This is a genomic window from Microbacterium paraoxydans, from assembly GCF_019056515.1.
Classification (GTDB): domain Bacteria; phylum Actinomycetota; class Actinomycetes; order Actinomycetales; family Microbacteriaceae; genus Microbacterium.
The window spans coordinates 721,939-745,279 of sequence record NZ_CP064873.1 but is presented as its reverse complement, the minus strand read 5'-3'; the positions used below and the strand labels follow the sequence as shown (position 1 = coordinate 745,279).

Sequence of the window (23,341 nt, the reverse complement as noted above, 5' to 3'; positions counted from 1 at the left end):
ACCCTCGTGCCATGCGCCGACCGTTCATGGACACTCCGGACCAGCTCGCGAGCCTCGAAGGACAGCAGTATCTCGTGCTCCGGCCGACCGGGGCCGTCGCCGCGGAATACCGGGCCATCCAGGAGGCCGCGCTCGGTCGTCTGGACACGCCGCTCCGGCATCCGCACACGGAGCACGTGACGCTTCGCGGCTTCTTCGAGCCGGAGCGTCGGGAGGAGCTGCGGGCCGTGATCCGGGCCTGGGCCGCGGAACAGGGTCCTCTCGAGCTCACCGCCGACGCCGTGGACGTCTTCCCCGCGCCGTGGCAGATCGTGATCCTGCGCCTCGCCCGCACGCCCGCGCTCGTGCACGCGTACGCCTCGCTGACGGAGTTGCTCCGGCCGACGGACTTCCGCCGCCTCGACGAGCTCTCCGTCGAGGACTGGACCTTCCACCTCTCGGTGCTCTACGGCAAGACGCTGGATGCCGAGACATGGCAGCAGCTCGCCGCCACCGAGGTCCGTCCGCTCCTTCCCGCGCCGACGGAGGTCGTCACGGAGGTCGAGTTCGTCTGGTACGAGGGCGGCGTCGAGCACGCCGAGGTCATCCCCCTCGGCGGCTGAGCCCTGCTCCTGCGGGCACGACGTCGGAGATTGCGGACGACACGCCGTGACCGAGCCGCGCCCGTCGGCGTGTCCCTCGCGATCTCCGAAGCTGTGCTCGGCGGGCTCAGCTCAGGCCGGAGTAGGCGTGCAGGCCCTTGAAGAAGACGTTGACGATGGTGAAGTTGAAGATCACGGCGGTGAAGCCGACGATCGAGAGCCAGGCCGAGGGGTTGCCGCGCCAGCCGCGCGTCGCCCTGGCGTGGATGTACCCGGCGTAGAGCACCCAGATCACGAAGGTCCAGGTCTCCTTCACGTCGAAGCCCCAGAAGCGGCTCCACGCGTAGTACGCCCAGATGGACCCGGCGATGAGCGTGAAGGTCCAGAGGATGAAGCCGATGATCGTGAACAGGTACGCCAGGCTCTCCAGGCGCTCCGCCGGCGGGAAGGTGCGCAGGAAGCCGGGGCCGGTCTTCGCCGCCCCCTCGCCGAGCAGCCGCTCGCGTCGCGCCTGCATGAGCTGGATCACCGAGAGCGCGAAGGCGAGGGCGAAGAACGCGGTCGCGAGCGAGGCGACGAACACGTGGATGATGAGCCAGACGCTCTTCAGCGGGTCCATCAGCGGGGAGACCTCGACGTAGAAGTTCGTCGCGCCGAGGCCCAGGAGGACCACCACGAGGCCCGTGATGAAGGTGCCGAGGAAGCGCAGATCGAGGCGGGTGAGCACCGCCAGGTAGACCGCGATGATGAGCAGCGTTCCGACCATGCCGAACTCGTACAGGTTCGCCCACGGCACCCGACCGGCCGCGATGCCGCGCGTCACAGCGGCGGCGAGGTGGAACACGAAGCCCAGCACCGTGAGCGAGGTGCCGATTCGCGCCATGACGAAGCGCTGCGGCTTCGGAGCTCCGGGCGCATCGACGGGTGCGGAAGCCGAGACGCCACCGGAACGACCGGCGGCCACGAGCTCGCCCTCGCGGACGGTGTGGGCGTCGGCCGTCGCCTGCGAGCGGCGCGCGAGATCGAAGGCGTAGGCCACGAAGGCCGCCGCGTAGATCGCGATCGCCGTCCACAGCAGGACGGGCGAGATCACGGTGAGCTCGAGCATGGTGTCAGTCTACTTTCCGGGTGCCGGGGCCGCAGGGTCCGCGGCGGCGTCCGCGGCATCCTCGTCGGCGTCTTCAGGGGTACGGGCGATCGTGCCGCCCGCGGTGTCGAGCAGCCGGGCGTGGCCGGCACGGAGGTCGTCCACGGCGCGGGCGAGCGTGGGGTCTTCCCCTCGGGCCAGGGCCGCGTACTCGAGGTCGACCGCGCCGTCCGCCGCGGTGGCCTTCACCCACACGCGCCGACGCGGCACGAACAGGGCGAGCATGAGGCCACCGAGCGCCAGCAGTGCGAACCCGAGCACGAACACCCCGGACTCGTCGCGGTGGATCTGCAGGGAGGCGAAGCGCTTGACGGACTCCGAGGCGTCGGTGGCGCCCTCCGGCGACTCGTCGTCGAAGGTGACCGAGCCCAGGCCGTCCGGCAGCTGCGCGGTCTCACCCGGGGACAGCTCGATCGACTCCACGTCGGTGCTGCGTCCGGTGAGCTTGGTCATGTCGGAGGTGTCGAGCACGTAGACCGAGCGCGGCACGCCGTCGTTGATCCCGAGGTCGCCCGTGTACACGTCGAGCGTGAGCGTCGGGTTGGTGAGGTCGGGGTAGGCGGAGAAGAAGGCGCCCGTGTCGAGCACGCCGGTGGTCGGGTAGAAGAAGCCGACGAGGCCCACCTGCTCGGCCAGGCCGTCCGGCACCTTGAGCACGCCGAGCGAGGTCATGTTGTTGTCCTGCGGGAGGAACGGCGTGCTGTTGTGGAACACCACGTTGCCCTCGGGGTCGCGCACGGTGACCGTCGGGGCGTACCCGTTGCCGAGCAGGAACACGTCGTCGTCGGCCACGCCCAGCGGCTCGTTGACCTTGACGGCGCCCTCGCGCTCCTCGCCGTTCTCCTGGATGGTCATGTTCGCGGAGAAGTTCCCGGCCTGGCCGGAGCCGGGCTCGCCGAACGGCTGATACGTGACGTCGAAGGAGTCCAGCCGCATCGAGTACGGCGCGAAGGAGTCGTCGGCCACGAAGCGCCCGCGGTTCATGGAGTCGTAGTCGAGCAGCGTGTTGGCGAAGGTCTCCCCCTCGACGAGCACGCGCTGGCCCGTGTACGCGAAGCCGCCGCCGACGCCGATCGTCACGAGCACGCCGACGAGGGCGAGGTGGAAGAGCAGGTTGCCCGTCTCCCGCCAGTAGCCGCGCTCGGCGGACACCGAGTACGTGCGCCCTCGATCGTAGCGCTCCACGCGGTAGCCGAGCGCCTTGAGCTGCTTCGTGGCGACATCGATCGAGGCGGCGGCCTCCGCAGCGGCGTCCCCCGTGCGCGTGCCGGAGTCGGCGACGGTGTCGCGGGTGACGGCGCGGTAGTCCTCCAGGCGTCGCAGCCGGGCCGGCGTGCGCGGCGGGCGGGCCTGCAGCGCCTTGGCGTGGTGCTTGATGCGCGGGATGACGCAGCCGACGAGCGAGGTGAACAGCAGCAGGTAGATCGCCGAGAACCAGGGCGACAGGTACACGTCGAAGAGCTTGAGCGCGTCGAGCACCGGGAACAGGTCGGGGTTGTCGCGCTCCCACTGCGTCACGCCGTTCGGGTCGGCCATCCGCTGCGGGAAGATCGATCCGGGGATGGCCGCGATCGCCAGTACGAGCAGCAGGACGAGCGCCGTGCGCATCGAGGTGAGCTGACGCCACCCCCATCGGAGCCAGCCGACGAACCCGAGCCGCGGCTGGGTGATCGTGTCGTCGCCGTCGACGTGGTCGGACGGGCGGAGCGGATCGCTGGAGTCGGTGGTCACGGCACCCTTGTTCTTCGTCATGGTCGTCTCGGAGCGGTCAGAGCGGGAGGATGACACTGCCGATCACCGCCGTCAATCGGGACATGATGTCGGTCCACAGGCCGGTGACCATCAGGACACCGAGGAGGATCAGCAGCACGCCGCCGAGGATGTTCACGACCCGGATGTGGCGGCGCAGGAACCCGATGGCCTTCGTCGCCCAGCCGAAGCCGAGGGCGACGAGCAGGAACGGGATGCCGAGGCCCAGGGAGTACGCGAGGCCGAGGAAGCCCGCGCGCACGGGGTCGCCCGCGTTGAAGGAGAGCGCGAGGATGGCGGCCAGCGTGGGGCCCATGCAGGGCGCCCAGCCGATGCCGAGCGCGACGCCGAGGAGCGGAGCCCCGACCATCCCGGCCTTCGAGTCGACGTGGAAGCGGAGCTCCTTCTGCGCGAACCCGAAGAGCCCGAGGAAGACCAGGCCCATCGCGATGATGACGACGCCGAGGATGCGGGTGATGAGATCGCCCCACTGGAGCAGGAACACGCCGGCGGTGCCGCCGAGCACCGTGTAGAGGATGAAGACCACGGTGAAGCCGAGGATGAACAGCAGCACGCCGAGGACCAGGCGGCTGCGCGTCGCCGTCTGGGTGGCGCCGTCGCCGGTCGTCGAGGTGTTCCGCGGCGTGACGGCTCCCCCGAGGAAGCCGAGGTAGCCCGGAACGAGCGGGAGCACGCACGGCGAGAGGAACGAGACGAGTCCGGCGAGCATCGCCACCGGGACCGCGATCCAGAGGGCTCCGGATCCGATGATCGCGTCGGGGTTCACGACGACCTCGCGGACATCAGGAGTCCTCCGCCAGCGCGTCCTTGACGAGCGTGGAGAGCACGGAGGTGCCGTCGATCGGCCCGATGATCTTCGCGGCGACGCGACCCTGCTTGTCGAGCACGAGGGTGGTGGGGGTGGCCGAGATCGGCACGACCTCGGCGAAGGCGAGCTTGGCCTGGGCGGTGTCGACGTCGATGAGGCTCGGGTACGTGATCCCGAACTCGTCGGCGAACGCGACAGCCGTGTCCGCCTGGTCGCGCGTGTTGATGCCGATGAACTGCACGTCCGCGTCGCTGTGCTCCTGCCAGACGGCCTCCAGGTCGGGGGCTTCGACGCGGCACGGGGCGCAGCCGGCGTACCAGAAGTTGACGACCGCGACCTTCCCGGCGATGTCGGCGCTGTCGAAGTCCTCGCCGTGCTCCGTGACCCCGGCGAACTCGACCGGCTCCCCGCGCTCGGCGACGGGGATCTCGACGATCGCGCCGTCGGCGGCGACGTAGCCGGTGTTCTCGCCGTTCAGGAACGACTCGCTCACGGCGTCGGGGGCGCAGGCGCTCAGACCGACGGCGAGCACCGCAGCGAGCGCGGCTCCGCCCAGGCGGCCGAGGGGCCGAAGACGGGAGGGGCGGCCGTTGCGGATCGGGTGAATCCTGGAAGCGCGGGACACGTCTCCGAGTTTACGCAGAGCTTCCTATGCATCGGCCGGGTACCCCCGGGGGGAGTCAGAAGCGCGCGAGCACGTCGTCCACCCCGGCGCGGAACCGCGGACAGGTCGCGATGTCGTGCGCCCGGCACCCCATGGCGTGCTCGGTCATCTCCCGCGATCGCCGCATCTCCTCCATCCGCCGGTCGAGGTCATCGAGATGTTGCTGCAGCACCTGATGCCGCCCGGCGCTGCCGTCGTCGAGGAGCACGGCGATCTGGTCGAGGCTCATCCCGGCGGCCTTGCTGCGCTGGATGACGGCGATGCGCACGACCTCGTCCTCGCCGTACCGACGCCGGCCCGCCGGGTCGCGGGGCGGCCGGAGCAGTCCGACGGTCTCCCAGTGCCGCAGCACGTTCGTCGGCATCTCGAACCGCGCGGCGACCTCGCCGACGGACCACGGGTGCGCGTCGCTTGACTTCATGTTGACATGAAGTCACAGACTGGTGCCGAACGCAAGACGCGAGAAGGGAACCCCCATGTACGACGCGATCGTGATCGGTGCTGGCCCCGCCGGACTCCAGGCGGCGCTGACCCTCGGACGGATGCACCGGCCCGTGCTCCTGCTGGACTCGGGCGAGTACCGCAACGGCACCGTGCGACACATGCACAACATGATCGGCGCCGACGGGAAGGCCCCGGCGGACCTCCGCGCCCAGGCCCGCACGGAGCTCGCGGCCTATACGGACGTCGAGACGCGGGACGTCGCGGCACAACGGATCTCGGGCGACGCGGAGACGGGCTTCTCGGTGAGCCTCGCCGACGGGTCGGTGGCCGACGCCCGACGGGTGATCCTGGCGACCGGCGTCGCGGACGACCTCCCGCCGGTGCCGGGTCTCGCCGAACTGTGGGGCGTCCGGGTCTTCAGCTGCCCGTTCTGCGATGGACACGAGCACGCCGGGAAGCCGATCGCGATCCTCGGGGCGGCTCCCCGGGCGGCCCATCTGATCGGGTTGCTCGGCCGTATCGTCGGCGAGATCACGGTGGTCCCGGTGGGCGAGCCGTTCGCGGCGGAGGACCGTACCGCGCTGGAGGAGCTCGGGGGGCGGGTGGCCTCCGCTCCGGTCGAGGCTGTCGCCGCACACGGAGACGGGGTGCGGGTGCGCAGCGCAGAGGGCGACCTCGACGTCGCGGGGGTGTTCGTGGCCTCCGGCACGATGCGGCACCGGGCGCCCTTCGCCGCGGAACTCGGACTGCGGCTCCTGGAGTCGGGGTCGATCGAGATCGACGAGTTCGGGAGGACGTCGCTTCCGGGGGTCTTCGCGGCGGGCGACCTCGCCCATCGCGCGACCCTCCCCGGCCCGATGGCCTCGGTCCTGCTCGCCGCCGCCGCGGGACAGCTCGCCGCGGTGGGGGTGCTCCAGTCCCTCTGACTTCGAATCGCCCGATTGGTCCCATTTACGGGCCGGATGGGGCCATTCAGGCGATTCGAACGGGGGTCAGACGGCCCCGACGTCGACAGCACCGCCGGTCGCGGCGGGCTCGGCGTACGAGACCTCGCGCCAGACGTCGCCCACGCGCGCGAACGAGGTCACACTCGACAGGGCGCAGCGGCGGGTCCGCGGGTCGTGCTGCAGCGGCAGGCCGGCGACCCGGAGGTGCGTGATCCAGATCGGCGCCTGATGCGACACCATCACGATGTCCCCCGCGGTCGGGATCTCGGCCGCGGCCGTCCATGCCTCGTCCATCACACCGAGCATGCGCTCCGCGATCGAGGCGTACGGCTCCCCCCAGCTCGGCAGCGACGGCTGACGCAGGTGCCACCAGTTCATCGGGTTCATGAGCGACCGCCGCATCCGGGTGCCCTCGAACACGTTCGTCGGCTCGATCAGACGGATGTCCGTCTCGGGCTCGAGGTCGAACACCTCCGCGAACGGGGCGGCCGACTCCTGCGCACGCTCGAGCGGTGACGCGAACAGGGCGGTCACCGGATCGCCGAGCCCCGCCACGTGCTCCGCCGCCGCCTGAGCCATCTCCTCCCCCGCGGTGCTGAGGTGGTAGTCGGGCAGCCGTCCGTAGAGCACGCGGGACGGGTTGTGCACCTCACCGTGGCGAACGAGGTGCAGAAGTGATGCCGCCACGTCAGACCTCGCGGTAGCGGGAGTCGCCGAACCCGAGGATCAGATAGCCGATGTAAGGGAACAGGAACAGCAGGAAGAAGGAGAACACCCCGCCCTTGCCGAAGCGCGCGCCGAGCTTGAACGCGACGATGACCCCGAGGATGAAGTTCGCGATCGGCACGAGGTAGAGCAGGGCGAACCAGCCCGACATCCCGGCGATCTTCACGAGGAACACGACGTTCACGATCGGGATGATCGCGAGGATGCCGGGGTACCCCGCCTTCGTGAAGACCTTCCACAGTCCGACCACGACGAGGATGTAGAAGATGAGGGCGATGAGTCCCGTCGTGCCGGAGAAGATCGCGCCGAACAGGTCGGGAAGGCCGTTGCCGTCCGAGATGGAGAGGTGCATGGGGGTCCGCCTTTCGTCGTGGCGATCCTACTGAGGTGCCGCTGCTCCGCGCTGGCGACCCGGCCGGGAAGGGCCGGGACGCCCGCGTAGACTGGGCGGGTTCATCTTTCCCCGGATCGGGAGGAATCCTCCGTGCTGCGCACCCACTCCGCAGGCTCCCTGCGCGCCGAGAACATCGGTCAGACCGTCACCCTCACCGGGTGGGTCGATCGTCGTCGTGACCACGGAGGCGTCGCTTTCATCGATCTGCGGGACGCGTCGGGCATCGCCCAGGTCGTCATCCGCGACGAGGAGATCGCCCACCCGCTGCGCAACGAGTTCGTCCTCAAGGTCACCGGCGAGGTGTCGCGACGCCCCGAGGGCAACGCGAACCCGAACCTCCCCTCCGGCGAGATCGAGGTCATCGCAGCCGACGTCGAGGTGCTGAACGAGTCGGCGCCGCTGCCGTTCCAGGTCTCGACCGCTCTGGCCGACACCGAGACCGTCGGCGAGGAGGCGCGCCTGAAGTATCGCTACCTCGACCTCCGCCGCCCGGCCGCCGCCTCCGCGCTGCGCCTGCGGTCCGACGTCTACAAGGCGATCCGCGACGTGCTGCACGCCGAGGACTTCACCGAGGTCGAGACCCCGACCCTCACCCGTTCCACGCCGGAGGGCGCCCGCGACTTCGTCGTCCCGGCCCGTCTGCACCCGGGTAGCTGGTACGCCCTGCCCCAGTCGCCGCAGCTCTTCAAGCAGCTGCTCATGGTCGGCGGTGTGGAGAAGTACTTCCAGATCGCCCGCTGCTACCGCGACGAGGACTTCCGCGCCGACCGTCAGCCCGAGTTCACGCAGCTCGACATCGAGATGAGCTTCGTCGACCAGGAGGACGTGATCGCCCTCATGGAGTCGCTCATCGTGGCGATGTGGAAGACGATCGGCGTCGAGGTGCAGACCCCGCTGCCGCGGATGACGTACGCGGACGCCATGGCGAAGTACGGCTCCGACAAGCCCGACCTCCGCTTCGGACTCGAGCTCGTCGAGGCGACGGACTACTTCAAGGACACCCCGTTCCGCGTGTTCCAGGCCGAGTACGTCGGCGCGGTGCGCATGCCCGGCGGCGCGAGCCAGCCGCGCAAGCAGCTCGACGCGTGGCAGGACTGGGCCAAGCAGCGCGGCGCGCGCGGTCTCGCCTACGTGCTGTTCAACGAGGACGGCACCCTGGGCGGCCCCGCCGCGAAGAACCTGTCCGAAGCCGAGCAGGCGGGCCTGGCGGAGTTCGTCGGCGCCGAGCCGGGCGACTGCGTGTTCTTCGCCGCCGGTGCCACCAAGGAGAGCCGGGCGCTGCTCGGCGCCGCGCGGGTCGAGATCGGCCGTCGCCTCGGCTACCTGAACCCGGACGAGTTCGCCTTCACCTGGGTCGTCGACGCCCCCATGTTCGAGCCGGCCGCCGACGCGGTCGCCTCCGGTGACGTCGCGGTCGGCGCGGGTGCCTGGACGGCCGTGCACCACGCGTTCACGGGTCCGAAGCCCGAGTTCGAGGACACGTTCGACACCGACCCCGGTTCGGCCCTCGCCTACGCGTACGACATCGTGTGCAACGGCTCGGAGCTCGGCGGCGGGTCCATCCGCATCCACCGCGAGGACATCCAGAAGCGGGTCTTCGAGGTCATGGGCATCAGCGACGAGGTCGCGCAGGAGCAGTTCGGCTTCCTCCTCGACGCGTTCAAGTTCGGCGCTCCCCCGCACGGCGGCATCGCACTCGGCATGGACCGCGTGCTCCAGCACCTGACGAAGACCGAGTCGATCCGCGACGTCATCGCCTTCCCGAAGTCCGGGAACGGCTTCGATCCCCTCACCTCCGCTCCCGCGCCGATCACCCCCGAGCAGCGCGCCGAGGCCGGTGTGGACTTCACTCCCGAGGACGAGGCCTGACCCGCCGAGACCCCGTCTTGCCGCCGAGACCCCGGGACACTGCCGCTGGCAGCCCGGGGTCTCGTCGCGTACCCGGGGTCTCGGCGAAGAGAAAAAGGGGGAATCAGGCGAAGAGGGGGGCGAGGTTCTCGTTCCACACGTCGACGCCGAGCTTCGCGATGAGAGCCACCACGACGACGAGGAACACCACGCGGATGAACGTCGTGCCGCGGGAGATGGCCATCCGCGAGCCCAGGTAGCTGCCGCCGACGTTCGCGACCGCGAGGATGCCCCCGAGCAGCCACAGCACCGAGCCGTGCGGGATGAAGAGGAGCAGCGCCCCCGCGTTCGTCGCGAGATTCACGATCTTGGCCTTCGCGCTCGCCTGCAGGAAGTCGTAGCCCAGCAGCGCGACGAGGGTGATCACGAGGAAGGTGCCCGTGCCCGGACCGATCATCCCGTCGTAGAACCCGATGCCGAGCCCGGCCAGCCCGGCCATGATGTGGTGCTTGTGCCCGTGGAAGCGCAGCTGCGTCGCGGCCCCGAGCTGCGGCCGGAGCGCCGTGAACAGGGCCACCGCCAGCAGCGCGATCACGATGATGGGCTTGAAGGCGGCCGGGGGCAGCACCGTGGCGACCGCCGCGCCCCCGAACGAGCCGATCAACGCGATCACCGCCATCGGCAGAGCTGTGCGGAGGTCGGGCCTGGCGCGGCGGTAGTAGGTGATGCTGCTGGTCGCGGTCCCGAACACGGAGGCGAGCTTGTTCGTCGCGAGCGCCTGGACCGGGGCGATACCGGGGATGAGGAGCAGCGCCGGGAGCTGCAGCAGCCCTCCGCCGCCGACGACCGCGTCGATCCACCCGGCACTGAACGCCGCCACGATGATGAGGATGAGCATCCCCCAGGTGAGCTGCTCGAGTCCGAGGAGGCTGCCGATATCCACTCCGCCATGATTCCAGACCCGCGGGCGCCGTCCCGCATCCACCGCTGGCAGACTGGGCTCATGCTCGCCGCTCTCCCGCTTCCGCATCCGTTCGCGTCGAGGAGCGGGGACGCCGTGCTCCGGCGGGCGACCGAGGCCGACGCCGACGCCGTCATCGCGCTGCTCGCCGACGACCCGATCAGCGCCGCCCGCGGAGATGTGGCGTCCGACGAGGACCGTTCGGCGTACGAGCGCGGCCTCCGCGAGATCCTGGCCGACCCGTCGAACGACCTCCTCGCGATCGACCTCGGCGGCGCGGTGGTCGGCACTCTCCAGCTCACCTCGATCCCCGGCATGGCGCGCCGCGGCGCTCGGCGGCTGCTCGTCGAGGCGGTCCGGGTGCGCAGCGACCTCCGGTCCTCGGGCATCGGCTCCGCGGTCATGCGCTGGGTCGGCGACACCGCAGCGCCCGCCCTCGGTGCGGCCATGGTGCAGCTCACCTCCGACGCCGCCCGCACCGACGCGCACCGGTTCTATGAGCGCCTCGGCTACGTGGGCTCGCACCGCGGCTTCAAGTACACCGTCCCGCAGCGCTGAATCCGGAGCGCATCCCCGCGCCACCCGCCCGACACCGACCGTTCACCCGCACCGCTCCGCGTGGCTACCTCGGACTCGTAGTGTCCTCTCGCAACCCGACACCGGCTCACAGCGCCGGACACCGAGAGGACACTCATGGCACGCTCCATCCGCCGCGCACGCATCGGCGCCGGCATCGCCCTGGCCACCACGGCCGTCATCGCTCTGACCTCCTGCGCCTCCGCGACCGACACCCCGGCCGCCGGTGACGACGCCGTGGACGCGGCGAGCGCGACCTCCGTCGAGGACTTCGGCTCGTTCGCCGACCTGGAGGCGGCCGCGAAGGAGGAGGGTCAGCTCAACGTCATCGCCCTCCCCCGCGACTGGGCGAACTACGGCGAGATCCTCGACCTGTTCGCGGAGAAGTACCCCGAGATCACCATCAACGAGGCCTCGCCCGACGTCTCCAGCGCCGAGGAGATCCAGGCGGCCGAGACGAACAAGGGCCTCGACACCGCTCCCGACGTCTTCGACCTCGGCCTGACCGTCGCCCTGCAGAACACCGACACCTTCGCCCCGTACAAGGTCCAGACCTGGGACGACATCCCCGACGAGCTGAAGGAGCCCACCGGCCTCTTCGTCGGCGACTACGGCGGCTACATGTCGATCGGCTACGACTCCTCGGCCTTCGAGGCGCCGGCCGAGCTGTCCGATCTCCTCTCCGCCGACTACAAGGGCGCCGTGGCCATCAACGGCGACCCGACGCAGGCCGGAGCGGCCTTCGCCGCCGTGGGCCTGGCGACCGTGCAGTCGGACGGCACGCTCGACGACTTCCAGCCGGGCATCGACTTCTTCTCCGAGCTGCAGAAGGCCGGGAACCTCCTCAAGGTCGACGTCACGACCGCGACCGTCGCCAGCGGCGAGACCCCCGTGGTCTTCGACTGGGACTACCTGAACGCGGCCCACACGGCCGACAACCCGGACTGGAAGGTCGTGGTCTTCGACGGCACCGGCTACGCGGGCTACTACAACCAGGCCATCAACGTCGACGCTCCGAACCCGGCCGCCGCGCGTCTGTGGCAGGAGTTCCTCTACAGCGACGAGGTGCAGAACCTGTGGCTGAAGGGCGGCGCCCGTCCGGTGCGCATGGAGGCGATGACCGAGGCCGGCACGATCGACGAGAAGCTCGCGGCCGCTCTCCCCGAGGTCCCGGAGGAGACCGTCGTGCCGACCGAGGAGCAGTCCGAGAACGCCGGCACGCTGCTCGGCGAGAAGTGGGCAGCGGCGGTCCAGTGACCACCGTCGTCGCACCGGGGGTGGAGGCCGCGGCGTCCGCCCCCGCCACCGCCGCCGGACCCGCGTCGCACACGCGGGCCCGGCGGTCGGCGCCGTCCGTGGCGTGGCTGGGGCTCGTACCGTTCGCCGCCTACGTGCTACTCTTCCTCGCCGTGCCGACCGTGCTCGCGATCGGCTCCGGGTTCTTCGACGGCGACGGTGCTTTCACCTGGACGAATGTCGCCGCCCTCGGCGACCCCGTCGTGCTCACGACCTTCGCGAACTCGGCGGGGCTGTCGCTGCTCACCGCAGCGGTCGGCGCCCTCGTCGGCGCCCTCGTCTCCTACGCTCTGCTCGGCATGAACCCGGACGGCGTCGTGCGGCGCTCCGTGGACGCGGCCGCCGGGGTCCTCGCGCAGTTCGGCGGCGTCATGCTCGCCTTCGCCTTCATCGCCACGATCGGCATCCAGGGCGTGGTCACGGTCTTCCTCCGCGACACGTTCGGCATCGACATCTTCGCCGAGGGCACGTGGCTGTACGAGCTTCCCGGCCTCATCCTCCCGTACATCTACTTCCAGGTGCCGCTCATGGTCATCACCTTCCTGCCCGCCCTCGCCGCCCTGAAGCCGCAGTGGGTCGAGGCGAACCTCACCCTCGGGGGCAGCAGGGCGAGCTTCTGGCTGCGGATCGGCCTCCCGGTGCTGGCGCCGTCGTTCCTCGCCAGCCTGCTGCTGCTCTTCGCGAACGCGTTCTCCTCGTACGCCACGGCCGCGGCGCTTGCGAGTCAGGGTTCGCAGATCGTCCCGCTGCAGATCCGCACGGCGCTCACGAGCGAGACCCTGCTCGGTCGGGAGAACCTCGCCGGCGCTCTCGCCCTCGGCATGATCATCGTGGTCGGGGTCGTGATGGCGCTGTACTCCCTCGTCCAGCGACGGGCTTCGCGGTGGCAGGCATGAACGGCCTCGCCCCGTCCCGCGCGACCCGTGCGGTGATCGGCATCGTCGTCGGGGCGTTCTTCGCGGTGCCGCTCGTGTCGACGTTCCTCTTCACGCTGCGCGACACCGACGGCCTCTCGTTCGCGCACTGGGCCGCCCTCTTCGACCCCGCGGCGTCGGCGGCCCTGAAGCCCCTCTGGACGGGGCTCGGGAACTCGCTGATCCTCGCGGTGGTGACCGTGGCGATCGTGCTGTTCCTCCTGGCCCCCACGATGATCCTCGTGAACCTCCGCTTCCCGCGGCTCAAGGCGGCCTTCGAGTTCGTCGCGCTCCTGCCGATCTCGATCCCCGCGATCGTGCTCGTCGTGGGGCTCGCGCCGATCTACCTGCAGATCGGTCGGACCGTGGGCACCGGCACCTGGACCCTTGCTTTCGCCTACGGCGTCACCGTCCTCCCCTTCGCCTTCCGCTCGATCCAGGCCTCGATCGATGCCGCGGACCTGCGCACGCTGTCCGAGGCGGCGCGCTCGCTCGGGGCGGGCTGGCCGACGGTCGTGCTCCGTGTGCTCGCGCCGAACCTCCGCCAGGGCCTGCTCGCCGCCTCACTGATCTCCATCGCGGTGGTGCTCGGGGAGTTCACGATCGCGTCCCTCCTCAACCGGCAGGTCTTCCAGACGGCGATGGTCGTCGTGCAGAAGCAAGACCCGTATGCGCCCGCGATCTTCACGCTGCTCGCCCTGTCGTTCGTCTTCCTCCTGCTCCTGCTCATCGGCCGCGTCGCCCGCGGTCCGCGAAAGGCCCGCTCATGACCCTCGATCACGCACTCCCGCGCACCAAGGACAACCTGCTGCTCGCCCAGGCCGGCGACGGCACGCGGGTCGAGCTCCACGGCATCGTCAAGAGCTACGGCGGCACGAGGGTGCTGCACGGCGTCGACCTCGACATCGCCCCCGGGGAGTTCGTCTCGCTGCTCGGCCCCTCCGGCTGTGGCAAGACGACGCTACTCCGCGTGCTCGCGGGACTCGAGGGCGCCGAGGAGGGGACGGTGCTCCTCGGCGGCGGAGAAGTCTCGCGCGTGCCGACGAACCGGCGCGACATCGGGATGGTGTTCCAGTCGTACTCGCTGTTCCCGCACCTCCGCGTCGTCGACAACACGGCCTTCGGGCTCCGTCGTCGGGGTGTCGGCACGACCGAGGCGGCGCGGCGTGCCCTCGATGCGCTCGCCCTCGTGGGCCTCGCCGACCTCGCCGACCGGTTCCCGCATCAGCTCTCCGGCGGACAGCAGCAGCGGGTCGCCCTGGCTCGCGCCCTCGTCACGGAACCCCGGGTGCTGCTGCTCGACGAACCCCTGTCGGCTCTCGACGCCAAGGTGCGCGTGCAGCTCCGCGACGAGATCCGGCGCATTCAGCTGCGGCTGGGCATCACGACCGTCTTCGTCACGCACGACCAGGAGGAGGCCCTCGCGGTGTCGGACCGGATCGCGGTCATGAACTCCGGTCGCATCGAGCAGATCGGCTCCCCGGAAGAGCTGTACACGACTCCCGCGACCGCCGAGGTCGCCGCGTTCGTCGGCCTCTCCAGCGTCGTGTCCGGCGTCGCGGGCGGCGAGCACGTCGTCGTGTGGGGGCAGCGTCTCCCCTTGCAGACCCCCGCCGACGGCCCCGTCGACGTGTACCTCCGTCCGGAGAACGTCCGCTTCACCTCCGCGGAGGATGCCGCAACCGATGCCCTCGTGGAGGAGAGCACGTTCCTCGGCAGCATGCGGCGGACCCTCGTGCGCACCGAGTCGGGCGAGCTGGTCCGCGTGCAGCACGATCCCGCCGTGCACCCGTCGTTCGGCGACCGCGTCCGCATCGCGGTGACCCCCGCCCCGGTGGTCGCGCGCCCCCGCGGCTGACCGAGACCCCGGGTTCACGTCGAGACCCCCGGCTGCAGACGTCTGCAGCCAGGGGTCTCGGCGAATGCCCGGGGTCTCGGCGACTCCGCGGCGGAGAGAGTCAGAGGACGCGGGAGAGGAAGTCCTTCGTGCGCTGGTGCTGCGGATTCGCGAGCACCTCGCGGGGGTCGCCCTCCTCGACGATGTGTCCACCGTCCATGAAGATCAGCCGCGAACCGACCTCGCGCGCGAAGCCCATCTCATGCGTGACCACGAGCATCGTCATGCCCTCGTCGGCCAGCGACCGCATGACCTGCAGCACCTCGCCGACGAGCTCCGGGTCGAGGGCCGACGTCGGCTCGTCGAACAGCATCATGTCGGGGTTCATGCACAGCGCCCGGGCGATGGCCACGCGCTGCTGCTGCCCACCCGAGAGGTGCCCGGGGTACGCGTCGGCCTTCTCCGCGAGACCGACGCGCTCGAGCATGGCGCGGGCGACCTTGTCGGCCTCGGCCTTCGAGCGCTTCTTCACCCGCTGCTGCGCGATCGTGAGGTTGCCGAGCACGCTGAGGTGCGGGAAGAGGTTGAAGCTCTGGAACACCATCCCGATGCGGGTGCGCACGCGGTCGATGTCGATGTCGGGATCGGTGATGTCGATGCCCTCGATGAGCACCTTGCCGCCCGTGGGCTCCTCCAGGAGGTTCACCGAGCGGAGCAGCGTCGACTTCCCGGAACCGGACGGGCCGATCACACAGACGACCTCGCCGGCGAGCACCGTCAGATCGATGCCCTTGAGCACCTCGTTGTCGCCGAAGCTCTTGTGCAGGTCCTGGATCGCGATCGCCGGGGCCTGGACGTCGATCAGGTCGGTGCTCATCGTGTCCTCGCCATCCGACGCTCCAGCCACGCGCTGAAACGCGTGAGCGGGATCGTCACGATCAGGTAGAGGATCGCCGCCATGATGAGCGGCGTTCCGTTGGCGTTCTGCGTACTGGCGTCACGGGCGAAGGTGGTGAGCTCCTTCGACCAGACGAACGTGCCGACGACGAACAGCAGCGACGTGTCCTTCAGCAGCAGCACGAACTCGTTCGTCAGCGGCGGGATGATGATCCGGAAGCCCTGCGGGACCACGATCCAGAAGGTCGTCTTCATGGGCGACATGCCGAGCGAACGCGCCGCCTCGGTCTGTCCCTTCGGCACGGCCTGGAGTCCCGCGCGGATGGTCTCGGCCATGTAGGCCGATGCCACGAGCACGAGCCCGATCAGGCCGAGCACCACGGGACCGCCGAGCTCCTGCGCCCGCACACCGAGCGCGATCGGCACGATGAACCCGATGGCGAAGATCGTGAGCAGGGCGGGGAGTCCGCGGAACAGCTCGATCCAGACGGTCGCGATCCACCGGAACGGACCGATCTCGGACAGCTTCATCAGCGCGAGGATCACGCCGAGGAGCAGGCCGCCCGTGAACGCCACCGCCGTGAACCACAGCGTGTTGACGAGCGCGGTCGTGATGATCCCCGGCAGCATCTTGGCTGCGACCTCGGGGTTGAAGAAGAGCTGCCCGAGCCGGGCCCAGTCGGTGCTGAACGCGATCCAGACGGCGATCGCGATCAGCACCGCATAGACGGTGTACCGGTAGAGCTTCTGCTTGGTGGTGCGCCTCAACGCCATTGTCAAGGTCCTCCCGACCTCCGTGTTCCCCGGCTCAGTTCGCCGTGAAGTACTGGTCGTAGATCTTCTGGTACTCGCCGTTGTCCCTCAGCTCCGCGAGCGCACCGTTCACGGCGTCGAGGAGCTCGTCCTTCTCGCCCTTCGCGAAGGCGAAGCCGTAGGACTCGTCGGTCTCGTAGGTCTCGACGATCTCGTAGGAGGAGTCGGCCTTCTCGTGCTCGAGGTTGACGGGCTGGTCCTGCAGGATCGCGTCGATCTGCCCCGCCTGGATGGCCGGCCACAGCTCGCCGTCGGAGGGGTACTGCACGAGCTGCGCGCCCTTCGCGTTCTCGGTCGCGTACGCCTCGCCCGTGGTGCCCTGCTGCACGCCGACGTTCTTGCCGTCGAGGTCGTCGATGGACTCGATGCCCGAGTCGGTGCGCACGAGCAGCGACTGCAGCGAGTCGTAGTACGGGTCGGAGAAGTCGATGTTGGCCTTGCGCTCGTCGGTGATCGTCATGGCCGAGGCGCCGACGTCGCAGGTGCCGGCGGCGAGGGTCGTCCCCGACTGCAGCGCATCGAAGCCCACATCCTGCACGGAGAGCTTGAGGTCGAGCTGCTCGGCGATCGCGCCGAGAAGGTCGATGTCGAAGCCCGTGTACTCGCCGTCGTCGCCCTCGAACTCGAACGGCGGGTAGGGGATGTCGGAGCAGACGGTGAGCGTGCCCGCCTCGACGAGGCCGTACTCGTCGCCGGCGGCGGGCTCGCCGCCGCTGCCCGCATCGGAGGAGCCGGTGGCGCATCCGGCGAGCGCGAGGGTGGCGGTGGCCGCGATCGCGAGGCCGGCGAAGAGGTTACGACGGGACATGTCGGCTCCTGGGAGTCGGGGGCGGGTGAGCCCACGGACGGGTAGGAGTTCATCTAAACATGCGGCTCGTCGCGTGACCAATGACATCCCCTCGCGCCGCATTACGTTTGTGTTTCGGTGCCGCGAGGACGACGCTCGACGCTCAGAGCTCGGCGTCGACCGCCACACGGCCGGAGACGACCGAGCGGATGTACCCGGCGACCTCCTCGTGCGCAGGGTGCACCTGGTACTGCTCGAGGTCGGCGACGGAGTCGAAGTCCGCGACCAGGGTCACGTCCCAGTTCGCGTCCGGGTACACGTCGTTCGCACCGGCCCAGATGCTGCGCAGCTGCGGCACGACGCCGTCGAGGGCGTTGAGCCGACGGGCGACCTCGGCCGCCTGGGCCTGCCGCTCCCCCGCGTCCTCCGCGGCGAGCTTCCAGGTCACGACATGGCGGATGGTCATCGCAGCTCCTTCTGGTCGGCACGGGCCTCCGCGTCGACGGCTTCCTCCAGCGCCTCGCGCAGACGGTCGGGGGACACGCGCCAGTGCGCATGCAGTCGTCCGTCGATGAGGACGACGGGGATCTTCTCCCACCACTGCTCGTACAGGGCGGGGTCGTCCTGGATCGACGCCTCGACGATCTGGATGCGCTCCGCGGCGGCGTCCGGCAGTTCGGCGACGACCGCGTCGACGACCTCGGAGGCCACGGCGCACAGATGGCAGTCGGGCTTGCCGATGAGGGTCAGCGTCGTCACGACGACGGGACCTCCACCTCGCGTCCCTGGGCGATCCACTCGCCGGTGCCGCCCTCGACGTTGGTCGCGTCGTAGCCGCGGGCCTCGAGCGCCTCGACCACGCGAGCCGAGCGGCCGCCGGCCTGGCAGATCACGTCGAACGACTCGGCCGGGAGCTCGTCCAGGCGGTTGCCGATCTCGGACATCGGGATGTTCACGGCGCCGGGGACGTGGCCGGCCTGGAACTCGTGCACCTCCCGGACATCGATGAGGGGCGTGCCGGAGCGCTCGGCGAGTTCGGCGACGGTGATCGACTTCATGACATCCTCTCGGCGGTGCGGAACGGCGCGCAGAGACACAAAGCGCCCGTCCGAAGACAGGCGCTCGGTGTCTGGCCGCTTACTTCTTGTTGCGGCGCTGGTGGCGAGTCTTGCGAAGCAGCTTGCGGTGCTTCTTCTTCGCCATGCGCTTGCGGCGCTTCTTGATGACAGAACCCACGGAAACCTCACTAAGTCAGGGGCTGGGTGTCGCCGGAATCGGACACCCGGGTACGAGCACGAAAAATGCCTCGGATCATCCTAGCAAACTCAGGAGGGTGCCCCGCGCCCCTTCGTCAGCCGGCGTCGGCGATGGGCCGCTGCAGAGCCTCCGCGACGGCGGACTCCGGCACGCGGTAGCTCCGTCCGAATCGGATGGCGGGGAGGTCACCGGCGTGCACGAGCCGGTACACGGTCATCTTGGACACGCGCATGAGCTCGGCGACTTCGGCCACCGTCAGGAATCGGACGTCTGGAACCTCGGGCATCCCACGTACCCCTTTCTCGATGAGCACACTCTATGGGGTCGCTGGGACGCGTGTAAACCCGCGTGGCTGTTGTGATCAGTGGGATGTCGGCACGGTCGCGAACGCCCGGACCGGGAACGTCCCGAACCCGCGGATCGCGGGAGGGGCCGCGGTGAACCGCGCCCCGCGCGCGGGGAGGCGATCCAGAGCGGTGAGGTGCTCGACGACGTGCACGCCCGCCGCGAGGAGGATGCTGTGCGCGGGTCGCTCCCCGCCGCTCTCCGTGTCGTCGATGTTGAGCGCGTCGATGCCGACGAGGCGCACCCCGGCGTCCACGAGGAAGCGCGCCGCGTCCTCGGTGAGGAAGGGCGAGCCGGTGCCGTAGGCGGGCGTGCCGAACAACCGGCTCCAGCCGGTGTCCAGGAGCACCGCGGTGTCGCGGAGCTCACGATCCGCGATCGTCGCCGCCCTGATACCCCGCCGTTCGGGCGTCCACGCGTCGCGGAGATGGAAGACCTCGGCGGGCAGGTCCACGAGGGTGTCGAGGTCGAGCGACGCCAGGTCGGCCCCGTCCGCATAGCGGTGGAACGGCGCGTCGACGTAAGTACCCGTGTTGCCGATCATCGTGATCACGTCCATCGCGAACTCCGTCCCCGGCGCATAGCGCTCGCGCGACGCCGCGCGGGTGAGGTGCGGGGTGATGGTCGGCGCCGGCAGCCCGGGATAGGTGACCATGCCTTCCGCGATCGGGTGGCTCAGGTCCACGACCCGTTCGGTGCGGTCTCCACGAGCCGGAGCCGCGACGCCACGGCTGCCCCGGTGCGGCTCGGCGACGATCCGCAGGTCGCGGAGCTCGACCTCGCCCACGAGCGCCAGGCCGAGATGGGCGACGAGCAGGGCTGCGACCTCGTCCGCGGTCACGTCCTCCCGTGGCAGATCGAGTCGGAACCCCTGCCCCTGCAGCCCGCCGCCGTTGGCGAAGGTGATCGCGAAGTCGAAATGCGCGCGGTACTCGTCCGTCATGCGCCCATCCTGCCGGACCGGAGGACTCAGGCGGATCTCTTCGCCTTGGCGATCCGCTCGCGCGCATCCCGTAGGGCCTGCCGCTCGACCTTGCGCGCGGCGCGAAGGGCCTTCTCCGCCTCACGGCTGGCCTTCTGCGCCTCTTTGAGCCGCTTGTCTCCAGCGAGCTCGGCGACGTCGAGATCGACCCACTCCTCCACGACGATGTGCCGCTCCCCGCGTTCGAGGCCCGCCATGTACGCGGCGACGCCGTCGAGGGTGCGTTCCACCGCGAAGCGGAACGGGTCGGCCGACGACAGGAAGACGCCGTCTTCGATAGCCCGCCGCAGGGCGGGGAACTCGTCAGCGGTGATGACCCGATCGAACAGCGAGGCCTCACGGGCCGCGACCTCGTCCGGACTCAGACCGGACGACCGCGACTGCTCGGTGTATCCGGCCTGCACGATCCCGCACCAGCGGGCATGGCCGGTGACGGCGAGTGCGACGGCGATCCGCTCCTCTGCTGTGAGCGGGGTGCCATCGAGGGCGGCGAGGCCCGCATCCAGCCAGGCGGAGCTGTTCGGTGTGATCGGTGAACCCGAGATCGGCAGCGAGAGCATCCAGGGATGCCGCAGATACACGAGGATCTGCGCCTCGTACAAGGCGAGCAGCCGCTCGCGCCACCCCTCGACCTCGAGATGGCTCTCCGGCGGCAGGCCCGTCGCCTCCTCCTGCATGAGGAGCAGGAGGTCGTCCTTGGCGGAGACGTACCGGTAGAGCGACATGGGCGTGAATCCCAGACGCGCGGCGACCGCAGCCATCGAGACGGCACCGAGCCCCTCGGCGTCGGCGAGGGCGACCGCCGCCTCCACGATCTTCTCGACGCTCATCTCCCGCTTCGGGCCGCGCTGCGGATCGGCCGCGACACCCCAGGCAAGCGCGATCCCGCGCGGCAGCTCGGGTGGCTCCTTCTCGGTCATGGCTTTCATCCTACTTCTGTTTATTGCTTAAACAGTGTGTTACGGTCATACATGATTGCGTTGCTCATACACAGTTTTGGAGATACACAGAAGGGAACCCTGATGGACAGAGCCATCGACGTCCACGACCTGCACAAGGCTTTCGGCGCGAAGACCGTCATTCGTGATCTCGACCTCACCGTCGCCCGTGGCGAGGTGTTCGCTCTGCTCGGGCCCAACGGCGCCGGCAAGACGACGACGATCAACATCCTCACCACCCTCACTGCGGCGGATCGAGGCACGGCGCGCGTCGCCGGCTGGGATGTGCGGACTCACCCGCGGGAGGTGCAGCGACGGATCAGCCTCACCGGTCAGTCGGCCGCCGTGGACGACGCCCTCAGCGCGACCGAGAACGTGGTGATGTTCGCCCGTCTGTCCGGGCTCGGTCGTGCCGGCGCGCGGCGTCGCGCCGCGGATCTCATCGATCGCTTCCATCTCGGCGAGGCCGCCGGCCGCGCCGTCCGCACATACTCCGGCGGCATGCGTCGGCGTCTCGATCTCGCCCTCAGCTTCGTCGTGGCCCCGGAGGTCCTCTTCCTCGACGAGCCGACGACAGGGCTCGACACCCGCAGTCGGCGCGACCTCTGGGACATCATCCGGGTCCTCGCGGACGGCGGCACGACGGTGTTCCTCACGACGCAGTACCTCGAGGAGGCGGATCAGCTCGCCGACCGCATCGCCGTGCTCCACGACGGTCGCATCGCGGCGCTCGGAACGGCCGCGGCGCTGAAGGCCCGGGTCGGCGGCGACACGGTGGAGCTCCGCGACGACCGCGGGGAGCTCCAGCGGGAGATCCCGACCGACGGCTCGGTGAGCGGTCTCCGCCGAGCGCTCGACCTCCTGGACGAGGACGGCGGCGCCGGCACCGTCACGCTCCGTCGCCCCACCCTGGACGACGTCTTCCTCGCCGTCACCGCTCCCGACGCCGCGACCGCAGGCGCCGCGCCCCGGAAGGAGCTCGCATGAACATCGCCCACGCCACTGTGCCCGGAACCTCCGGGCCCGCGGCCGCCCCCGCCCCGCGGCCACCCCTCCGCGGCCTCACCGCCGAGACCGTCCTCGTCGGGCGCAGCCTCCGCCACTCCCTCCGGGACGGCGAGTCCCTCCTCATGGCGATCCTGCTCCCCGTCATGCTGATGCTGATGTTCACGTGGGTGTTCGGCGGGGCCATCGATCCCTCCGGCGCCTACGTCGACTACGTGGTCCCCGGCATCATCCTGACGTGCGCCGGTTTCGGCGCCTCCTCCACCGCCGTGTACGTCGCGAACGACATGCGCACGGGGATCATCGACCGGTTCCGTACCATGCCCCTGCGCGCCGGCGCCGTGCTCACCGGGCATGTCGTCGCCAGTGTCCTCCGCAACCTCGTGGCGACCGCCGTCGTGATCGGCGTCGGGGTACTGGTCGGATTCCGCCCATCGGCCACTCCGCTCGAGTGGGTCGCCCTGGCCGGCATGATCGCGCTCTACATCCTCGCGATCACCTACCTGTTCGCCGCGATCGGGCTCGCCGCCGGCAGCCCCGAAGCAGCGAACGGCTATGGCTTCGTCCTGCTGTTCCTGCCGTACCTCTCCAGTGCCTTCGTCCCCGTCGCGAGCATGCCCGACTGGCTCCAGCCGATCGCCGCCCACCAGCCGATCACGCCCATCGTGGAGACCATCCGCGCTCTCCTGATGGACACCCCGATGCAGGCGGAGGCATGGTGGGCGATCGGCTGGTGCGTGGCGATCCTCCTCGTGGCGGCGCTGTGGGGCGCGTGGCTGTTTCGACGAAAGGCCGGACGACGATGAGCCGACGCCCAGCCCGCGCATAGCCCGCATTGCCCGATCGCTCAGACAGCCCTGCCAGGGTCGGCTGCAGGACCCGTGCCGGCACCTGCCGAGTCCGCGCGGATCTGGGGTCCGCACACCGCCCCCGACGGCATCCCCACTGCCGTCGGGGGCGGTTCTCCGTCTGTGCGGGGCGCGGGATCAGGCGCCGAGACGCTTCAGCGCGTTCGTGACCACGTGCTTGGCGGAGGCGGCCGCACGCCCGACGACCTCGGCCGCGTGCGCGGCGCCGTCGGGGATCGGGGCGCCCGGATAGGCGATGTCCGGTGCCGCATCGCCGAACGCATCGACGAGGAACGGGACCAGCCAGTCGTCGACGGCCTCCAGCGGCGCGACGGACAGGCTGTAGAAGCGGCGCTGCCCGTCTTCGCGGACGGTGACGAGCTCGGCGTCGCGGAGCACCTTGAGGTGCTTCGAGACGGTGGGCTGACTGATGCCGAGGTCGGCCACGATCTGGCTCACGCTCGTGCCGGACTCGCCTTCGGACGTGCGTCGGAGCAGGAGCTGGAGGATGTCGCGCCTCGTACCGTCTGCGATCACGTCGAAGATGTCCGTCATG

General features: G+C 70.0%; 29 protein-coding genes. 10 read left to right on the top strand and 19 right to left on the bottom strand.

The features are described 5' to 3' along the window. Window positions 1-11 precede the first annotated feature (11 nt). Window positions 12-602, top strand: a complete 591-nt coding sequence (locus IZR02_RS03490) for a 2'-5' RNA ligase family protein (RefSeq protein ID WP_025104441.1) — start codon at window positions 12-14, stop codon at window positions 600-602. A 106-nt stretch (window positions 603-708) separates the two neighbouring features. On the opposite strand, the gene ccsB is transcribed toward IZR02_RS03490, so the two are convergent. From ccsB to IZR02_RS03465, 5 genes are read right to left on the bottom strand one after another with little or no spacing between them, the layout of a single operon-like run. Beyond that, window positions 709-1,689 carry a c-type cytochrome biogenesis protein CcsB gene (gene ccsB, locus IZR02_RS03485; RefSeq protein WP_025104442.1) on the bottom strand — a complete coding sequence of 327 codons (981 nt, stop codon included), beginning with the start codon at window positions 1,687-1,689 and terminating at the stop codon, window positions 709-711. Window positions 1,690-1,698: 9 nt separating this feature from the next. Beyond that, the gene (gene resB / locus IZR02_RS03480; protein ID WP_025104443.1) at window positions 1,699-3,480 is read right to left on the bottom strand and encodes a cytochrome c biogenesis protein ResB; all 1,782 of its coding nucleotides are present in this window, start codon (window positions 3,478-3,480) and stop codon (window positions 1,699-1,701) included. Window positions 3,481-3,496: 16 nt separating this feature from the next. After that, window positions 3,497-4,264, bottom strand: a complete 768-nt coding sequence (locus tag IZR02_RS03475; RefSeq protein ID WP_025104444.1) for a cytochrome c biogenesis CcdA family protein — start codon at window positions 4,262-4,264, stop codon at window positions 3,497-3,499. A gap of 16 nt (window positions 4,265-4,280) precedes the next feature. Continuing rightward, window positions 4,281-4,931, bottom strand: coding sequence for a TlpA family protein disulfide reductase (locus tag IZR02_RS03470; protein WP_081811601.1), 651 nt, complete (start codon window positions 4,929-4,931; stop codon window positions 4,281-4,283). A gap of 55 nt (window positions 4,932-4,986) precedes the next feature. Further along, window positions 4,987-5,391 (bottom strand): MerR family transcriptional regulator, encoded by a 405-nt coding sequence (locus IZR02_RS03465; RefSeq protein WP_025104446.1) that lies wholly within the window; start codon window positions 5,389-5,391, stop codon window positions 4,987-4,989. 55 nt (window positions 5,392-5,446) lie between these two features. Between IZR02_RS03465 and IZR02_RS03460 the strand changes: the two genes are divergently transcribed. Next, entirely contained in the window at window positions 5,447-6,340 is an 894-nt protein-coding gene (locus tag IZR02_RS03460) for an NAD(P)/FAD-dependent oxidoreductase (protein WP_025104447.1), read from the top strand. 66 nt (window positions 6,341-6,406) lie between these two features. Here the strand turns inward: IZR02_RS03460 and IZR02_RS03455 are convergent, their stop codons facing one another. Together IZR02_RS03455 and IZR02_RS03450 are read right to left on the bottom strand one after the other, a co-directional pair. Beyond that, entirely contained in the window at window positions 6,407-7,048 is a 642-nt protein-coding gene (locus IZR02_RS03455; RefSeq protein ID WP_025104448.1) for a histidine phosphatase family protein, read from the bottom strand. A gap of 1 nt (window position 7,049) precedes the next feature. Beyond that, window positions 7,050-7,439, bottom strand: a complete 390-nt coding sequence (locus IZR02_RS03450; protein WP_025104449.1) for a DUF5684 domain-containing protein — start codon at window positions 7,437-7,439, stop codon at window positions 7,050-7,052. A 132-nt stretch (window positions 7,440-7,571) separates the two neighbouring features. Here IZR02_RS03450 and aspS point away from each other — a divergent pair, with 132 nt between their 5' ends. Next, complete coding sequence (aspS, locus tag IZR02_RS03445) at window positions 7,572-9,350, top strand: aspartate--tRNA ligase (RefSeq protein WP_025104450.1); 1,779 nt, start codon at window positions 7,572-7,574, stop codon at window positions 9,348-9,350. Window positions 9,351-9,453: 103 nt separating this feature from the next. Here aspS and IZR02_RS03440 read toward each other — a convergent pair whose 3' ends face one another. After that, window positions 9,454-10,227, bottom strand: coding sequence for a sulfite exporter TauE/SafE family protein (locus IZR02_RS03440; RefSeq protein ID WP_029989621.1), 774 nt, complete (start codon window positions 10,225-10,227; stop codon window positions 9,454-9,456). A 105-nt stretch (window positions 10,228-10,332) separates the two neighbouring features. On the opposite strand from IZR02_RS03440, the gene IZR02_RS03435 reads away from it, so the two are divergent. The 5 genes from IZR02_RS03435 to IZR02_RS03415 all read left to right on the top strand — a co-directional run bounded on the left by IZR02_RS03435 (window position 10,333) and on the right by IZR02_RS03415 (window position 14,934). Continuing rightward, a complete protein-coding gene (locus IZR02_RS03435) occupies window positions 10,333-10,848 on the top strand; it encodes a GNAT family N-acetyltransferase (protein WP_025104452.1) in 516 nt (171 codons plus the stop codon). 135 nt (window positions 10,849-10,983) lie between these two features. Continuing rightward, window positions 10,984-12,123, top strand: a complete 1,140-nt coding sequence (locus tag IZR02_RS03430; protein ID WP_025104453.1) for an ABC transporter substrate-binding protein — start codon at window positions 10,984-10,986, stop codon at window positions 12,121-12,123. Then, window positions 12,120-13,058 (top strand): ABC transporter permease subunit, encoded by a 939-nt coding sequence (locus IZR02_RS03425; protein ID WP_025104454.1) that lies wholly within the window; start codon window positions 12,120-12,122, stop codon window positions 13,056-13,058. Before IZR02_RS03430 ends, IZR02_RS03425 begins: the two co-directional genes overlap by 4 nt. Further along, complete coding sequence (locus IZR02_RS03420) at window positions 13,055-13,846, top strand: ABC transporter permease (protein WP_025104455.1); 792 nt, start codon at window positions 13,055-13,057, stop codon at window positions 13,844-13,846. Before IZR02_RS03425 ends, IZR02_RS03420 begins: the two co-directional genes overlap by 4 nt. After that, complete coding sequence (locus IZR02_RS03415; protein ID WP_025104456.1) at window positions 13,843-14,934, top strand: ABC transporter ATP-binding protein; 1,092 nt, start codon at window positions 13,843-13,845, stop codon at window positions 14,932-14,934. The genes IZR02_RS03420 and IZR02_RS03415 overlap by 4 nt, the downstream gene beginning before the upstream one ends. A 100-nt stretch (window positions 14,935-15,034) precedes the next feature. On the opposite strand, the gene IZR02_RS03410 is transcribed toward IZR02_RS03415, so the two are convergent. From IZR02_RS03410 to IZR02_RS03365, 10 genes are all read right to left on the bottom strand, one after another. Further along, entirely contained in the window at window positions 15,035-15,790 is a 756-nt protein-coding gene (locus tag IZR02_RS03410; RefSeq protein WP_025104457.1) for an amino acid ABC transporter ATP-binding protein, read from the bottom strand. Next, window positions 15,787-16,584: an amino acid ABC transporter permease gene (locus IZR02_RS03405; RefSeq protein WP_025104458.1), complete on the bottom strand. Its 798-nt coding sequence runs from the start codon at window positions 16,582-16,584 to the stop codon at window positions 15,787-15,789. The genes IZR02_RS03410 and IZR02_RS03405 overlap by 4 nt, the downstream gene beginning before the upstream one ends. 34 nt (window positions 16,585-16,618) lie before the next feature. Continuing rightward, complete coding sequence (locus IZR02_RS03400) at window positions 16,619-17,431, bottom strand: basic amino acid ABC transporter substrate-binding protein (RefSeq protein WP_025104459.1); 813 nt, start codon at window positions 17,429-17,431, stop codon at window positions 16,619-16,621. Between the two features lie 142 nt (window positions 17,432-17,573). After that, window positions 17,574-17,876 carry a Dabb family protein gene (locus tag IZR02_RS03395; RefSeq protein ID WP_025104460.1) on the bottom strand — a complete coding sequence of 101 codons (303 nt, stop codon included), beginning with the start codon at window positions 17,874-17,876 and terminating at the stop codon, window positions 17,574-17,576. Continuing rightward, a complete protein-coding gene (locus IZR02_RS03390) occupies window positions 17,873-18,169 on the bottom strand; it encodes a glutaredoxin family protein (protein WP_025104461.1) in 297 nt (98 codons plus the stop codon). The genes IZR02_RS03395 and IZR02_RS03390 overlap by 4 nt, the downstream gene beginning before the upstream one ends. After that, window positions 18,166-18,468: a rhodanese-like domain-containing protein gene (locus tag IZR02_RS03385; protein WP_025104462.1), complete on the bottom strand. Its 303-nt coding sequence runs from the start codon at window positions 18,466-18,468 to the stop codon at window positions 18,166-18,168. The genes IZR02_RS03390 and IZR02_RS03385 overlap by 4 nt, the downstream gene beginning before the upstream one ends. 79 nt (window positions 18,469-18,547) lie before the next feature. Beyond that, on the bottom strand, window positions 18,548-18,646 hold the full coding sequence (locus tag IZR02_RS03380) for a 30S ribosomal protein bS22 (RefSeq protein ID WP_003792170.1): 99 nt from the start codon (window positions 18,644-18,646) through the stop codon (window positions 18,548-18,550). Between the two features lie 115 nt (window positions 18,647-18,761). Next, a complete protein-coding gene (locus IZR02_RS03375) occupies window positions 18,762-18,953 on the bottom strand; it encodes a helix-turn-helix domain-containing protein (protein ID WP_025104463.1) in 192 nt (63 codons plus the stop codon). 75 nt (window positions 18,954-19,028) lie between these two features. Next, window positions 19,029-19,955 carry a cyclase family protein gene (locus IZR02_RS03370; RefSeq protein WP_025104464.1) on the bottom strand — a complete coding sequence of 309 codons (927 nt, stop codon included), beginning with the start codon at window positions 19,953-19,955 and terminating at the stop codon, window positions 19,029-19,031. Window positions 19,956-19,981: 26 nt separating this feature from the next. Further along, entirely contained in the window at window positions 19,982-20,914 is a 933-nt protein-coding gene (locus IZR02_RS03365; protein WP_025104465.1) for a TetR/AcrR family transcriptional regulator, read from the bottom strand. Between the two features lie 102 nt (window positions 20,915-21,016). Between IZR02_RS03365 and IZR02_RS03360 the strand changes: the two genes are divergently transcribed. Together IZR02_RS03360 and IZR02_RS03355 are read left to right on the top strand one after the other, a co-directional pair. Continuing rightward, window positions 21,017-21,919: an ATP-binding cassette domain-containing protein gene (locus IZR02_RS03360; protein ID WP_025104466.1), complete on the top strand. Its 903-nt coding sequence runs from the start codon at window positions 21,017-21,019 to the stop codon at window positions 21,917-21,919. After that, window positions 21,916-22,743: an ABC transporter permease gene (locus IZR02_RS03355; RefSeq protein WP_025104467.1), complete on the top strand. Its 828-nt coding sequence runs from the start codon at window positions 21,916-21,918 to the stop codon at window positions 22,741-22,743. Before IZR02_RS03360 ends, IZR02_RS03355 begins: the two co-directional genes overlap by 4 nt. Window positions 22,744-22,923: 180 nt before the next feature. Here IZR02_RS03355 and IZR02_RS03350 read toward each other — a convergent pair whose 3' ends face one another. Further along, a complete protein-coding gene (locus IZR02_RS03350) occupies window positions 22,924-23,340 on the bottom strand; it encodes an ArsR/SmtB family transcription factor (RefSeq protein WP_025104468.1) in 417 nt (138 codons plus the stop codon). Window position 23,341: the final 1 nt, after the last annotated feature.

Excerpts from the sequence above, each read along its gene's own strand:
- IZR02_RS03490 (WP_025104441.1), top strand. The coding sequence starts at position 12 with ATGCGCCGACCGTTCATGGACACTCCGGACCAGCTCGCGAGCCTCGAA.
- ccsB (WP_025104442.1), bottom strand. The coding sequence starts at position 1,689 with ATGCTCGAGCTCACCGTGATCTCGCCCGTCCTGCTGTGGACGGCGATC.
- resB (WP_025104443.1), bottom strand. The coding sequence starts at position 3,480 with ATGACGAAGAACAAGGGTGCCGTGACCACCGACTCCAGCGATCCGCTC.
- IZR02_RS03465 (WP_025104446.1), bottom strand. The coding sequence starts at position 5,391 with ATGAAGTCAAGCGACGCGCACCCGTGGTCCGTCGGCGAGGTCGCCGCG.
- IZR02_RS03460 (WP_025104447.1), top strand. The coding sequence starts at position 5,447 with ATGTACGACGCGATCGTGATCGGTGCTGGCCCCGCCGGACTCCAGGCG.
- IZR02_RS03450 (WP_025104449.1), bottom strand. The coding sequence starts at position 7,439 with ATGCACCTCTCCATCTCGGACGGCAACGGCCTTCCCGACCTGTTCGGC.
- IZR02_RS03440 (WP_029989621.1), bottom strand. The coding sequence starts at position 10,227 with ATGCTCATCCTCATCATCGTGGCGGCGTTCAGTGCCGGGTGGATCGAC.
- IZR02_RS03435 (WP_025104452.1), top strand. The coding sequence starts at position 10,333 with ATGCTCGCCGCTCTCCCGCTTCCGCATCCGTTCGCGTCGAGGAGCGGG.
- IZR02_RS03430 (WP_025104453.1), top strand. The coding sequence starts at position 10,984 with ATGGCACGCTCCATCCGCCGCGCACGCATCGGCGCCGGCATCGCCCTG.
- IZR02_RS03420 (WP_025104455.1), top strand. The coding sequence starts at position 13,055 with ATGAACGGCCTCGCCCCGTCCCGCGCGACCCGTGCGGTGATCGGCATC.
- IZR02_RS03415 (WP_025104456.1), top strand. The coding sequence starts at position 13,843 with ATGACCCTCGATCACGCACTCCCGCGCACCAAGGACAACCTGCTGCTC.
- IZR02_RS03410 (WP_025104457.1), bottom strand. The coding sequence starts at position 15,790 with ATGAGCACCGACCTGATCGACGTCCAGGCCCCGGCGATCGCGATCCAG.
- IZR02_RS03405 (WP_025104458.1), bottom strand. The coding sequence starts at position 16,584 with ATGGCGTTGAGGCGCACCACCAAGCAGAAGCTCTACCGGTACACCGTC.
- IZR02_RS03400 (WP_025104459.1), bottom strand. The coding sequence starts at position 17,431 with ATGTCCCGTCGTAACCTCTTCGCCGGCCTCGCGATCGCGGCCACCGCC.
- IZR02_RS03395 (WP_025104460.1), bottom strand. The coding sequence starts at position 17,876 with ATGACCATCCGCCATGTCGTGACCTGGAAGCTCGCCGCGGAGGACGCG.
- IZR02_RS03385 (WP_025104462.1), bottom strand. The coding sequence starts at position 18,468 with ATGAAGTCGATCACCGTCGCCGAACTCGCCGAGCGCTCCGGCACGCCC.
- IZR02_RS03375 (WP_025104463.1), bottom strand. The coding sequence starts at position 18,953 with ATGCCCGAGGTTCCAGACGTCCGATTCCTGACGGTGGCCGAAGTCGCC.
- IZR02_RS03370 (WP_025104464.1), bottom strand. The coding sequence starts at position 19,955 with ATGACGGACGAGTACCGCGCGCATTTCGACTTCGCGATCACCTTCGCC.
- IZR02_RS03365 (WP_025104465.1), bottom strand. The coding sequence starts at position 20,914 with ATGACCGAGAAGGAGCCACCCGAGCTGCCGCGCGGGATCGCGCTTGCC.
- IZR02_RS03360 (WP_025104466.1), top strand. The coding sequence starts at position 21,017 with ATGGACAGAGCCATCGACGTCCACGACCTGCACAAGGCTTTCGGCGCG.
- IZR02_RS03355 (WP_025104467.1), top strand. The coding sequence starts at position 21,916 with ATGAACATCGCCCACGCCACTGTGCCCGGAACCTCCGGGCCCGCGGCC.
- IZR02_RS03350 (WP_025104468.1), bottom strand. The coding sequence starts at position 23,340 with ATGACGGACATCTTCGACGTGATCGCAGACGGTACGAGGCGCGACATC.